Raw genomic sequence first — 12,307 nt, 5'->3', positions numbered from 1 at the left:
TAGCGTGATATGGACGGCCAGCCTTCTTTGAGGGCTGGCCGTGCCCCCTTCTAGGGGGCCAAAAGCAAGTCCACGTTCTACGAACGTGGATGTTTACTCTGATCTTGCAGCCATGGAGAACCGCCGTATGCCGAAGACGATTTCCCTGTTCGCCATCCTGTCCCTGGGCCTGTTCTCGCCGGTGGCGCTTGCTGCCGTTTCCGCCGAAGAGGCTGCCCGTCTGAAGAGCGACCTGACGCCCCTGGGGGGCGAAAGGGCCGGTACGGCTGATGGACGTATCCCCGAATGGGCGGGCGGCATTACCCAGCCCCCGCCGGGGTACAAGGGGTCGGGTCAGCATCACCCCGATCCGTTTTCCGCCGACCAGCCACTGCTCACCATCGACAAGAGCAACCTGGAGCAGCACAAGGCGCACCTGACAGCGGGCCAGATTGCCTTGCTCAAGACCTATCCGGAAACGTTCCGTATGCCGGTCTACCCGAGCCGGCGTTCGGCCTCGGCGCCGCAGTGGGTCTATGACAACACCTTCGCCAATGCCACCAGCGCCAAGTTGCTCAACGGCGGCAACGGTTTCGCCGATGCCTATGGCGGCATTCCATTCCCGATTCCGCAGAACGGACTGGAGGCGCTGTGGAACCACATTGCCCGTTACCGGGGCACCTATATCATGCGGCGCTCGGGGGAGGTCGGGGTGCAGCGCAACGGGGCTTATTCGCTGGTGATTTCCCAGGATGAAGCGTTGTTCCGTTTCTACGACCCGCGCGGCAGCTATGCCACGCTGAACAACACGCTGTTCTACTACCTGTCTTTCACCACGGCACCGGCGCGCTTGGCCGGCAATGGTTCGCTGGTCCAGGAAACCCTCGATCAGGTCAAGGAGCCGCGTCAGGCGTGGGGATACAACCCCGGGCAGCGCCGGGTGCGGCGCGCTCCGACACTGGCCTACGACACGCCCATCGATGCCAACGACGGGCTGCGCACCGCCGACGACACCGACATGTTCAACGGTGCGCCGGACCGCTACGACTGGACCCTGCAAGGCAAGCGGGAAATCTACATTCCCTACAACAACTACCGAGTCACCAGCCCGGAAGTGTCGTACAAGGCGCTGCTGACCCCCGGCCATATCAATCCCGCCTACACCCGCTATGAGCTGCATCGTGTCTGGGTCGTCGAAGGGAAGCTCAAGCCCGGCGCCCGGCACATCTACTCCCGGCGTACCCTGTACCTCGACGAAGACAGTTGGAGTGCCGCAGTGATCGACCAGTACGACGGGCGCGACGAGCTGTGGCGGGTCTCCATGGCTTACCTGAAGAACTTCTACGAGCTGCCCACCGTCTGGACCGCCCTGGACACCTTCCACGACCTGCAGGCACGCCGCTACGGCGTGCAGTGGTTGGACAACGAAGAGCCCGGCACGGTGGACTTCAGCCAGCCGCCACCGCCCGATTCGGCATTCAGCCCGGCGGCTCTACGGCGCAAGGCGACGCGTTGACGGCCGGTAGCAGAAGCGAATCGAAACACCGCCACAACGAAAAAGGGCACCTCGCGGTGCCCTTTCTAGTGCCGTTCCGGCAGCTTACTGGCCGGTCCAGCGCTTCAGTACCAGCGTCGCGTTGGTACCGCCGAAACCGAAGCTGTTGCTCATGACGGTGTTCAGCGTGGCGTCGCGGGTCTCGCGGAGAATCGGCAGGTCGGCGACCTCGGGGTCGATTTCCTCGATGTTGGCCGAGCCGGCGGCGAAACCGCCTTCCATCATCAGCAGGCAGTAGATAGCTTCCTGGACGCCGGCGGCGCCGAGGGAGTGGCCGGAGAGGCTCTTGGTGGAGCTGATCATCGGCGCCTTGTCGCCGAACACGGCACGTACCGCGCCAGCTTCCGCGACGTCGCCCACTGGAGTGGAGGTGCCGTGGGTGTTCAGGTAGTCGATCGGGTCCTTGACGGTGGCCAGGGCTTGCTGCATGCAGCGGATGGCGCCTTCGCCGCTCGGGGCGACCATGTCGTAGCCATCGGATGTGGCGCCGTAGCCGACGATCTCGGCGTAGATCTTCGCGCCACGCTTGAGCGCGTGCTCCAGTTCTTCCACCACCACCATGCCGCCACCGCCGGCGATGACGAAGCCGTCGCGCTTGGCATCATAGGCGCGGGAGGCCTTTTCCGGGGTTTCGTTGTACTGGGTGGAGAGGGCACCCATGGCATCGAACAGGAAGCTCTGGCTCCAATGCTCTTCTTCACCGCCGCCGGCGAAGACCATGTCCTGCTTGCCCATCTGGATCAGTTCCATCGCGTTGCCGATGCAATGGGCGCTGGTGGCGCAAGCCGAGGAAATGGAGTAGTTGACGCCCTTGATCTTGAACGGCGTGGCCAGGCAGGCGGAAACGGTGCTGCCCATGGTGCGCGGTACGCGGTACGGGCCAACGCGCTTGACGCCTTTCTCGCGCAGGATGTCCAAGGCTTCCATCTGGTTGAAAGTGGAGGCGCCACCGGAGCCGGCGACCAGGCCGACGCGCGGATCGGAGATTTCTTCCGGGGTGAGGCCGGCGTCCTTGATCGCCTGCTCCATCGACAAGTAGGCGAAAGCGGCCGCGTCACCCATGAAACGGTAGACCTTGCGGTCGATCAGGGCTTCGAGGTCCAGGTTCACCGAACCGGAGACCTGGCTGCGCAGGCCCATCTCGGCGTATTCCGGGTTGAACCGGATGCCCGGGCGGCTGGCACGCAGGTTGGCGGAGACGGTGTCTTTGTCATTGCCCAGGCAGGAGACGATGCCCAGACCGGTGATCACGACGCGACGCATGGGAAAATCCTTCAGAAACTGTCGGTAGAGGTGAACAGGCCGACACGCAAGCCTTCGGCGCTGTAGATCTCGCGTCCATCGACGCTGACGGTGCCATCGGCGATGCCGAGAATCAGCGAGCGGTTGATGGTGCGCTTGATATGAATGTTGTAGGTGACTTTCTTCGCCGTCGGCAGTACCTGGCCGAAGAACTTCACTTCGCCGGAGCCGAGGGCCCGGCCGCGGCCCGGATTGCCCTGCCAGCCAAGGTAGAAGCCGACCAACTGCCACATGGCGTCGAGGCCGAGGCAGCCGGGCATCACCGGATCGCCTTCGAAATGGCAGGCGAAGAACCAGAGATCGGGATGGATATCCAGCTCGGCGACCAATTCACCCTTGCCGAATTTGCCGCCGGTTTCGCTGATATGGATGATGCGATCGACCATCAGCATGTTGGGGGCGGGCAGTTGCGCATTACCCGGACCGAACAGCTCGCCGCGACTGCAGCGCAGCAGGTCTTCCCGAGTGAAAGCGTGTTGTTTGGTCATGCGAGCTCCTCAATGGTCCCCGTGAGAAGGGCTGGGCGAATCGTCCTGGCTGCGGAAGGTTAGCCGGCAGCCTAGTCATAGACTGTTGCGTTGTGGTGAAAGTCACAGCGCGCCGAGTACAAGTGTTCACTCGGGGCGGTACGGCCAACGCAACGCCGCTCCCGGAGGCGGTCAAGCCTGAAGCACTTTATCACTGTTGGCCACTCGCCGAAGGTCGGGGTGACAACCAGCGCTGCAGCACTTGTTGCAGATCCGCTCGTTTGAACGGCTTGGCCAGGTAATCGTTCATTCCGGCGGCGAGACAGATTTCCCGGTCGCCCTGCAGGGCGTTGGCGGTCAGGGCAATGATGGGAACCCTCGCGCCGCCGTCCAGCCGGCGAATCTGTCGGGTCGCTTCATAGCCGTCGAGCACCGGCAGGCGGCAGTCCATGAGGATCGCGTCGAATGCCTGGTTCTCGACGCGCCGGACCGCCTGGGCGCCATCACCGACCAAGCTGACGCTGTAGCCAAGGCTGCGTAGCATGGCTTCGATCACGGTCTGGTTGACTGGATTGTCTTCCACCAGCAACACGTCCTGGCCGCCTCCGGAACCGCCGGCCTGCTGCGGCAAGCGGGTGGGTTGGGCTTCGCACAGACGGAACGGCAGCGGGATTTCCAGGGTGAATACGGAGCCGCGGCCTTCCTCGCTTTCGGCGCTGAGAGTGCCGCCCATCCGCTCGGCCAGGGTGCGGGCGATGGGCAGGCCGAGCCCGGTACCGCCGTAGCGGCGGGAAATCGAGCTGTCGGCCTGTTGGAAGGCGTCGAACATGTGCTCCAGGCGTTCCGTTGGGATGCCGATGCCGCTGTCGCGTACCGCGCAGGTGAACCAGAGCACCTCGGTATCCAGCGCCTGCCAGCGGATTTCCACGCGGATGCTGCCTTCTTCGGTGAATTTCAAGGCATTGCCGATCAGATTGACCAGGATCTGGCGGAGCCGGGTGGGATCGCCCTGTACCTCCATGTCCTCCAGGCCGGGCTGGGTTTCGATGCGCAGGTCCAGGCCGCGCTGCTGGGCGCTGTGCTGGAACACCAGCACCGAGCCCTGGATGAGCTCGAGGAGGTTGAACGGAATCCGCTCCAGCTCCAGCGCGCCGCGCTCGATACGGGAGAAGTCGAGGATGTCGTTGATGACTTTGAGCAGGTGCTCGGTGGATTCGGTCGCCAGTGCCGCGTATTCAGCCTGCTCCTGGTTCATTTCGGTGGTTTCGAGCAGTTGCAGCATGCCCAGTACGCCGTTCATCGGCGTGCGCAGTTCATGGCTCATCATCGCCAGGAAGTCGGACTTCGCCCGGTTTGCCTGCTCGGCTTCTTCCCGCGCCTTGACCAGTTGCTCGATGGATTGCTGCTGCTCCTGGCTGGCCTTTTCCAGGCCATTGGCGAGGCGATTGATGTGTCGCGCCAGCTCCCCCAGCTCGCCGTCGTCGACTTCCGGTAGGGCCGCCCGGTAATCGCCGGCCTGAATGGCTTCCACCGCCTTGCCCATGGCGCTGATCGGCTCCGACAGGCGCAGGGCCAGGCGGCGGGCAAGGAAAAAGGCAAGCATCAGGGCCAGCAGTGCGAGGCCAGCGGCCTTCAGCAGGATGACCTGCTGCTGGCTGGTGAAGGCGTCGCCGGACATGCCCACCACGACCCGCCCCAGAATGTCCTGATCCGGATTGCCGGCGGGCTCGCTGTCGAACAGCTCGTCACCCTGGAGGTCGACCCGTTGCAGGCGGATCGGCGCATGGAACACCTTCACCTGGGGCGTGCTCTGGCCCTGGTCGCTGGGGCGCTCCACGTACACCAGGATGTTGTCTTCGCGGTCGCGGACTTCCAGGAAACGCACATGAGGCGTGTCCAATGTGGCTTGGAGCAGGCTGCGCAGGACCGGCAGGTTGCCGGCGATCACACCGTATTCGGCCGCGGGAGCCAACTGATTGGCGATCAACTGGCCGGTGTGGTCCAGCTCCTGGCGGAGGTCCTGCAGCCGGGCGAAGGTGAAGAACGCGGTGAGCAGCAGCGTCAGCAGCAGGGCGGGGCCCACACTGATCAGCTGGGTTCGGGCATGGATGTCCCATCCTTTGAACGGGATCACTGAGTTTTCTCCCCTGCAACCAATTGCCGCTCCAATTCGCTATCGCTGGCCAGCTCCATGCCGAGCGCACGGGCCACTTGCCGGTTCCCCATCACTTTGTAATAGGCCGGATAGGCGGCCCTTGGCCAGTGCCCGGGCGGCTGGTCGAGCAGCTCGTCGAGCGTCGCCAGCCAATCGGCCTGGTCGCTATAGCTGCTGGCCAGGCTGCCGGCCCTGACGAAGCTGGCGCTGGGGCCGAGCAGGGCGCGTTGCTGGGTGTAGCTGGTGAGCAGCAGACTCTTCGCGGTCCTCGCATTGTAAAGATCCTGATCGTCCAGGCCGAGTAGAAGATCGCTGTCGCCGAGCAGGGACAGCAGCGGGCGACTGTCGCCCTGATCCGGCCAGGGCTGGCCGACCACCGTCAGGCCCTGGGCGGCGGCGGCATGGCGCAGCTCCTCGAGCAGGAAGGCGCTGTGCTTGTCGTAGAGCACACCGATGCGTTGGGCGCGGGGAAAAAGCAGGCGGGCCAGGCGCAACTGACGTGCCGGTTGAGGATCGCTCCAGAGCAGGGTGACGCCATCCGGGCGCTTCTCGCCGAGCAACCGGCGGGCCTGGATGCGGCTGATCCGCAGCGCCAGAGTCGGCGGACCCGAGGGGGAGGAAAGGCGCCATTCCAGGGCCTTCTCGCCGAGCAGGATCAGACGGCTGTCAGCGGGCAGGCGGTCAGGTGGCGGCAATTGGTCCAGCGGCAGGAAACGCACCTCATCCTGCGGACGGCGTTCGGCCAGTTGGTTGACGAAGCCACGCACGGCCGGACTGTCTTCGGCACTCAGCAACAGTTCGGCAGCCCATGTCGGCAGGCTGGCGAGAAGACAGCAGAGCAGGAGCAGGCTGGTGGACCAAGGGGCGTTTCGCCGGCTCGTCCGTGAGGCGGAGTGGCGCATCTAGAAGGCCAACTCCGCACTGAAATAGAGCAGGTGTCGATCTGCGTAGCGGTTCTCGCGCCAGGTCAGGGGCTCGTCATCGAGACGCTGCTGCAGGACACCGGACAGTTCCAGGTCCGCACGGCCGAGCGCAAGGCGCTTGGCGACACGCAGGTCGACACGCTCGAAACGGTACTCGTTGAGCTGGTCGGCACCGTAGTAGAAGAGGGCGCTGGACCAGCCCCGGCCCCAGTCGCGCAACCAGCCGGCCGAGCCGCTGTGGCGGGGAGTGAGGCGCTGGTCGAGGCGGTGACTGGCGTCGAATTCGATGTAGGCGTAGGTCAGGCGCAGGCGATCCTGCCGGCCCAGGCGCCAATCCAGCTGGGTTTCCGCGCCATCGAAGCTGATGCGGTTGCCGTTGCTCGGCGTGAAGTCCACCAGGCGCAGGGGCTCGCTGATCATCCGGGTGATTTCGTCGTGGAACAACTTGATATCGACGTTCAGGTCCGGGGTTTCGAACTGGCCGTTATAGCCCAGCTCGCGGGAGCGCATGATTTCCCTGTCCAGGGTTCCCGAGCCCTGGGCGCGGGCGAAGTAGCGGTCGTTCTGCAGCGGCCGGGAGGGGGATTGCAGCCGGTAGCTCCAGTCGGCGTTGTCTTCGAACATATCCGGGGAACGCACTGCTTCCGAATAGACAGCGCGCAGCCCGTGGCGCGGCGTGATCAGGTAGTTGGCAGCCAATCGCGGGCTCAGCGAGCTGCCCGAAAGCTGATCGCTTTCCAGCATGGCGCCTCCCTGCAACAACCAGTGCTCACTCATTCGCCATTCCAGGTGGCCGAACAGTCGCCACACCTCGTTATTTATCCGACCGCCAAGGTAGGTTTCTGAGACCGCTCGGTCGTAGCGGTAGTTCACGCCGCTGACCAGGCGCAGACGATCGGACAGGCTCAAGGTGTCCTGCAGCTCCAGGTCGTAGCGGGTTTCCCGGGTGTTTTGGTCGATGTAGCCGCAAACCGGCTGCTGGCCCGGCCCGGCGAGTTGCTGCAATACCTGCGTTGCCAGGCCCTGCTGCTGGGCGGTGCCGGACGGCGGACTGAACACGCCTCGGCGGATGTTGGCGGTCAGGGCTTCGACGTAGCCGGGATCGATCTGCCAGAGCGCGCCCAGTTGAGGGCTGAAGGCGATGGTCGCTTCGCAGGGGCGCCATTCCTGCAGGCGTTCCCATTGCTGCGCATAGCCCTGGACGTACAGGCTGTGGTCGGGGCTGGCATCGAAGGTCCAGCGTAGCGACGCGGCATAGTCCCGGGCTTCGATGTCGGCGTTGTCGCTCCCGTTAGGGATGCCGGCAAACACCGGACGGTAGGAGTTGGGCCGCTGCTTGCTGCCTTCCTTCGCGGCCAGTTGCCAATCGAGGGTCTGGTCGGTGGCCAGCGCATGGCTGGCGGACAGGTTGAAACGGCTCAGGCGGCGGCCGTCGCGGTAGTCCTGGCCAATCTCGTCATGGTCGAAGCCATCGTCCTGCTGGCCGGACAGCGACAGGCGCAGATCGTGACCGCCCTGGCCGAACCCCTGGCTGGCGTACCAGTCGCGGATGTCGCGCTGGCCCTGGGTGTACTTGAGCCGGGTGCCGTCGCTGTCGGCCGGCGCGCGGGTGATGATATTGATCACTCCCATCAGCGCATTGGCGCCATAGCTCACGGTGTTCGGCCCGCGGAAGACTTCGATCCGCTCGATGTCCTCGATGGCCACCGGAATGTCGCTCCAGTCGACGGTGGCCAGACCGGGTCGGTACTGCGAGCGGCCATCGACCAGCACTTGCAGGCGGCGGGCCTCGGTGGCGTTGGTGCCGTGGTAGTTCACCGTCGCCTGGTTGCCGTTGCGATAGCCAACCAGCATGCCCGGAACCAGGCGCAGCAGTTCGGGGATATCGCGCGCCCCGGAGGCGTCGATCAACTGGCGGTCGAGTACGGTCATGCTGCCTGGAACCGCGGCCGCCGCCTGTTTCAGACGGGTGGCGGTGAGCACCTGCGGCAGGGCGGGATCGTCCAGGAACAGGTCGTCGGCCAGCGTATGACCGCCAGTGAGCAGGGCGAGGAAGGTGATCGGCAGTGAAGTGCGCAGGCTCGGCAGCACGACGAAGCGTCTTATGGCGGTGGCAGGATGGCGGCATGTTAACCGAGCCGGGCGCGTTTGCCAGTCGGAAAATCCCGACTGGCCGGTCGCTCGGGCCTCCGTATAATGCCCGCTACTGCCACTCCGGTGGTCACTCATGGATGCGTTATGACTGCACAGCAACCCATCGCGGTTCTCGGCGGCGGCAGCTTCGGCACCGCTATCGCCAACCTGCTGGCCGAGAACGGCCAGCGTGTCCTGCTCTGGATGCGCGACCCGGAACAGGCCGAGGCGATCCGCAGCAACCGCGAGAACCCCCGTTACCTGAAAGGCGTGAAGATCCATCCGGCGGTGGAGGCGGTGACCGACCTGCCGGCCACCCTGGTCGCCTGCGAGCTGATCTTCGTCGCCCTGCCGTCCAGTGCGTTGCGCCAGGTGCTGCAGCCGCTGGCGGCGCAATTGGCCGGCAAGCTGCTGGTGAGCACCACCAAGGGCATCGAAGCGCAGAGCTTCAAGCTGATGAGCCAGATTCTCGAGGAAATCGCCCCGCTGGCGCGCATCGGCGTGCTGTCCGGGCCCAACCTGGCCAAGGAGGTCGCCGAGCATGCCCTGACCGCCACGGTGGTCGCCAGCGAAGACGAAGAGCTCTGCCAGCGCGTCCAGGCCGTGCTGCACGGCCGGACCTTCCGCGTCTATGCCAGCCGCGACCGCTTCGGCGTGGAACTGGGCGGGGCCCTGAAGAACGTCTACGCGATCATTTCCGGCATGGCCGTGGCCCTGGGTATGGGCGAGAACACCAAGAGCATGCTGATCACCCGGGCGCTGGCCGAGATGACCCGCTTCGCGGTGAAGCTGGGCGCCAACCCGATGACCTTCCTCGGCCTGGCCGGGGTCGGCGACCTGATTGTCACCTGTTCCTCACCGAAGAGCCGCAACTATCAGGTCGGCTATGCCCTCGGCGAGGGGCTCAGCCTGGAAGACGCGGTGGCGCGGCTCGGCGAAGTGGCTGAGGGGGTCAACACGCTCAAGGTGCTCAAGGCCAAGGCCGAGGAGCTGCAGGTCTACATGCCGCTGGTCGCGGGCTTGCATGCCATTCTCTTCGAAGGGCGCACCCTGGCCCAGGTGATTGAGGCCCTGATGCGCGGCGAGCCGAAGACGGACGTGGATTTCATTCCCACCAGCGGTTTCTAGCCGCGCAGCCTAACTTGATTGGAACGGATAAGGAGCTATCCCATGAGCGAACCCACCGACGACCTGCAACGCGAATCCATCCTGCTGCGCATTCTCTGGATGGTGATCTTTACCCTGGTCTGGCAACTGGCCGAGCTGTTGCTGGGGGCGGTGGTCCTCTTGCAGCTGGGCTACCGGCTGTTCTATGGCGCGCCGAGCGGCAGCCTGATGAACTTCGGCGACAGCCTCAGCCAGTACTTGGCGCAGATCGGCCGTTTCGGCACCTTCCACACTGACGAGAAGCCCTGGCCGTTTTCCGATTGGCCGGTGCCGCGCGCTCCGGAAGGCGAGGCTCCCCACGATATTCCCCCGGCGCCCAGCCCGGTGCGTGACGAAGAGCCCAAGCTGTGAGGCTCTGGCTGCTCCGTCATGGCGAGGCCGAGCCCCATGCTCCGACCGACGCCGAACGCGAGCTGACCAGGCATGGGCGCAAGGAAGTGCTGAGAGCGGCCGCGCATCTGGCCGGGCGGCCGCTCTCGGCGATTCTGGCCAGCCCCTACGTGCGGGCCCAGCAGACCGCCGAGCTGGTGCGCGAGGCACTGGGGTTCGCCGGGGCGGTCGGTGTCGCCCCCTGGCTGACGCCGGACAGCGATCCCCGCGAGGCATTGAAGTATCTGGCCGAGCGCGAGGACGAGGAGCTGTTGCTGGTGACCCACCAGCCCTTCGTCGGCACCCTCGCCGGATTGCTGATCCATGGGCATCGGCAGGACCCGTTGCCGATGAAGACCGCCAGTCTCGCCGAACTGGAGGGTGAGATGATCCTGGCCGGAGCGATGCGTCTGGCTGAACTGCATCACCCGAAACACCATTGATCCGGGCTTCGCAGCAGCGTGGCGGATCCCGATACATTTCTTAACTTGCTTCGCTCCTTTGTGCGTGGAATATTCGACCAAGCAAGTGCTTGGTTGACCCTACAAGAACAACAAAGGAGAAGACCCAGTGACTCATGCCGTCCGTTTGCCGCTCGAGCTGTTCTATGAGCGCGAGGTGCGTCACCCGAACAAACGCTATCTGGTCCAACCCCTGGGGGACGGGCGCGTGGAGGAACTGAGCTGGTCCGACGTGGGTGACCAGGCACGCCGTACCGCCGCCTGGCTGCGTGGCTTGGATCTGCCTCAGGGCAGCCGCATCGCGATTATCTCGAAGAACTGCGCGCACTGGATCGTCACCGATCTGGCGATCTGGATGGCCGGCCATGTGTCCGTACCGCTCTACCCGAACCTCACCGCCGATTCTGTCCGCCAAGTGCTGGAGCATGCCGAGGCGGTGGTCGCTTTCGTCGGCAAGCTGGACGACTGGCCGAGCATGGCGCCGGGTGTTCCCGAGGGGGTGCCCACGGTGGGCATGCCGATGCGCCCCGAAGGGCGTTTCGACTATCTGTGGAGCGACCTGCAGGCCTGCGCGCCGATCCAGGACGACCCCCGGCCCGCCGCCGATCGCCTGGCCACACTCATCTATACCTCCGGCACCACCGGGGCGCCGAAAGGGGTGATGCACACCTTCGCCAACTTCGGCTTCGCCGCCAGCCACGCCACCGAGCTGTTCGGTGTTGGCGAGAACGACCGGCTGCTGTCCTACCTGCCGCTGTGCCATGTGGCCGAGCGTATGTTCGTCGAGCTGTCGTCGATCTATGCCGGGCAGACGATCTTCTTCGCCGAGAGCCTGGACACCTTCATCGAGGACCTGCGCCGTGCGCGGCCCACGGTGTTCTTCGGCGTGCCGCGGATCTGGACCAAATTCCAGATGGGCGTCTACTCGAAAATGCCGGCGAAACGCCTGGACTTTCTCCTACGCTTGCCGCTGCTCGGCCCGCGGGTCGGTCACAAAGTGCTCGCCGGCCTGGGGCTGGATGCGGTGCGCTACGCGGTCTGCGGGGCGGCACCGGTACCGGAGGCGCTGCTTGACTGGTACCGGCGCCTGGGCCTGGATGTGCTCGAGGTCTATGGCATGACCGAGAACGCCGGTTACTCTCACATCTGCCGGCCGGGCAAGCAGAAGCACGGCTGGATCGGCCAGGCCAACCCGGGCGTCGAGGTGCGTATCAGCGAGGAGGGCGAGGTGCTGGTGCGCAGCGGCGCGACCATGCAGGGCTACTACAAGGACCCGCAGAAGACTGCCGAGGCTCTCACCGAGGACGGTTTCCTGCGCACTGGCGACAAGGGCGAGGTGGATGCCGAGGGCTATCTGCGCCTGACTGGACGGATCAAGGAAATCTTCAAGACCAGCAAGGGCAAGTACGTCGCCCCGGCGCCCATCGAAAACCGCTTGGCGGTACATTCGCGCCTGGAGCAGGTTTGCGTGGTCGGCGACGGCCTGCCGCAGCCCATGGCGCTCTGCGTGCTCTCCGACGTCGGTCGTCAGGAGGCGGCGAACGGCGCGCGTTCGGTGCTGGAGCAGAGCCTGCGCGAGCTGCTCGAAGAGGTGAACGCCGCCTTGGACAAGCATGAGCGGCTGCTCGGGTTGGTGCTGGTCAAGGACGCCTGGGCCGTGGACAACGGTTTCCTCACCCCGACACTGAAGATCAAGCGGAACGTGGTGGAGGGGGCCTACGGGCCGCGTATCCCTGAGTGGATCGCCCGTGGTGAGGCGATACTCTGGCACGAATGATCACCCGACTGCACCGAAG

Annotated in this window: 10 protein-coding genes; 5 read left to right on the top strand and 5 right to left on the bottom strand. The window is 65.0% G+C overall.

Going from position 1 to position 12,307, the window contains the following annotated elements; translation table 11 throughout:
• Window positions 1-127: 127 nt before the first annotated feature.
• The gene (locus BZL41_RS07295) at window positions 128-1,495 is read left to right on the top strand and encodes a DUF1329 domain-containing protein (protein WP_095598668.1); all 1,368 of its coding nucleotides are present in this window, start codon (window positions 128-130) and stop codon (window positions 1,493-1,495) included.
• Between the two features lie 84 nt (window positions 1,496-1,579).
• On the opposite strand, the gene fabB is transcribed toward BZL41_RS07295, so the two are convergent.
• The 5 genes from fabB to BZL41_RS07270 form a co-directional block, all read right to left on the bottom strand.
• Window positions 1,580-2,797 carry a beta-ketoacyl-ACP synthase I gene (gene fabB, locus BZL41_RS07290; RefSeq protein ID WP_095598667.1) on the bottom strand — a complete coding sequence of 406 codons (1,218 nt, stop codon included), beginning with the start codon at window positions 2,795-2,797 and terminating at the stop codon, window positions 1,580-1,582.
• An 11-nt stretch (window positions 2,798-2,808) separates the two neighbouring features.
• On the bottom strand, window positions 2,809-3,324 hold the full coding sequence (gene fabA / locus BZL41_RS07285; RefSeq protein WP_084333807.1) for a 3-hydroxyacyl-[acyl-carrier-protein] dehydratase FabA: 516 nt from the start codon (window positions 3,322-3,324) through the stop codon (window positions 2,809-2,811).
• Window positions 3,325-3,514: 190 nt separating this feature from the next.
• Window positions 3,515-5,437, bottom strand: a complete 1,923-nt coding sequence (locus BZL41_RS07280; RefSeq protein WP_095598666.1) for an ATP-binding protein — start codon at window positions 5,435-5,437, stop codon at window positions 3,515-3,517.
• A complete protein-coding gene (locus BZL41_RS07275) occupies window positions 5,434-6,360 on the bottom strand; it encodes an ABC transporter substrate-binding protein (protein ID WP_256578094.1) in 927 nt (308 codons plus the stop codon). The genes BZL41_RS07280 and BZL41_RS07275 overlap by 4 nt, the downstream gene beginning before the upstream one ends.
• Window positions 6,361-8,472: a TonB-dependent receptor plug domain-containing protein gene (locus tag BZL41_RS07270; protein WP_371916494.1), complete on the bottom strand. Its 2,112-nt coding sequence runs from the start codon at window positions 8,470-8,472 to the stop codon at window positions 6,361-6,363.
• Window positions 8,473-8,619: 147 nt separating this feature from the next.
• On the opposite strand from BZL41_RS07270, the gene BZL41_RS07265 reads away from it, so the two are divergent.
• The 4 genes from BZL41_RS07265 to BZL41_RS07250 all read left to right on the top strand — a co-directional run bounded on the left by BZL41_RS07265 (window position 8,620) and on the right by BZL41_RS07250 (window position 12,288).
• Complete coding sequence (locus BZL41_RS07265) at window positions 8,620-9,642, top strand: NAD(P)H-dependent glycerol-3-phosphate dehydrogenase (RefSeq protein ID WP_095598664.1); 1,023 nt, start codon at window positions 8,620-8,622, stop codon at window positions 9,640-9,642.
• Between the two features lie 42 nt (window positions 9,643-9,684).
• Window positions 9,685-10,032 (top strand): DUF4389 domain-containing protein, encoded by a 348-nt coding sequence (locus tag BZL41_RS07260; RefSeq protein WP_084333802.1) that lies wholly within the window; start codon window positions 9,685-9,687, stop codon window positions 10,030-10,032.
• The gene (sixA, locus tag BZL41_RS07255) at window positions 10,029-10,493 is read left to right on the top strand and encodes a phosphohistidine phosphatase SixA (protein WP_095598663.1); all 465 of its coding nucleotides are present in this window, start codon (window positions 10,029-10,031) and stop codon (window positions 10,491-10,493) included. The genes BZL41_RS07260 and sixA overlap by 4 nt, the downstream gene beginning before the upstream one ends.
• 127 nt (window positions 10,494-10,620) lie before the next feature.
• Window positions 10,621-12,288 (top strand): AMP-binding protein, encoded by a 1,668-nt coding sequence (locus BZL41_RS07250; protein ID WP_095598662.1) that lies wholly within the window; start codon window positions 10,621-10,623, stop codon window positions 12,286-12,288.
• Window positions 12,289-12,307: the final 19 nt, after the last annotated feature.

The organism is Pseudomonas sp. PIC25 (assembly GCF_002286785.1).
Classification (GTDB): Bacteria; Pseudomonadota; Gammaproteobacteria; order Pseudomonadales; family Pseudomonadaceae; genus Pseudomonas_M.
This window is presented reverse-complemented; position numbering and strand designations above follow the sequence as displayed.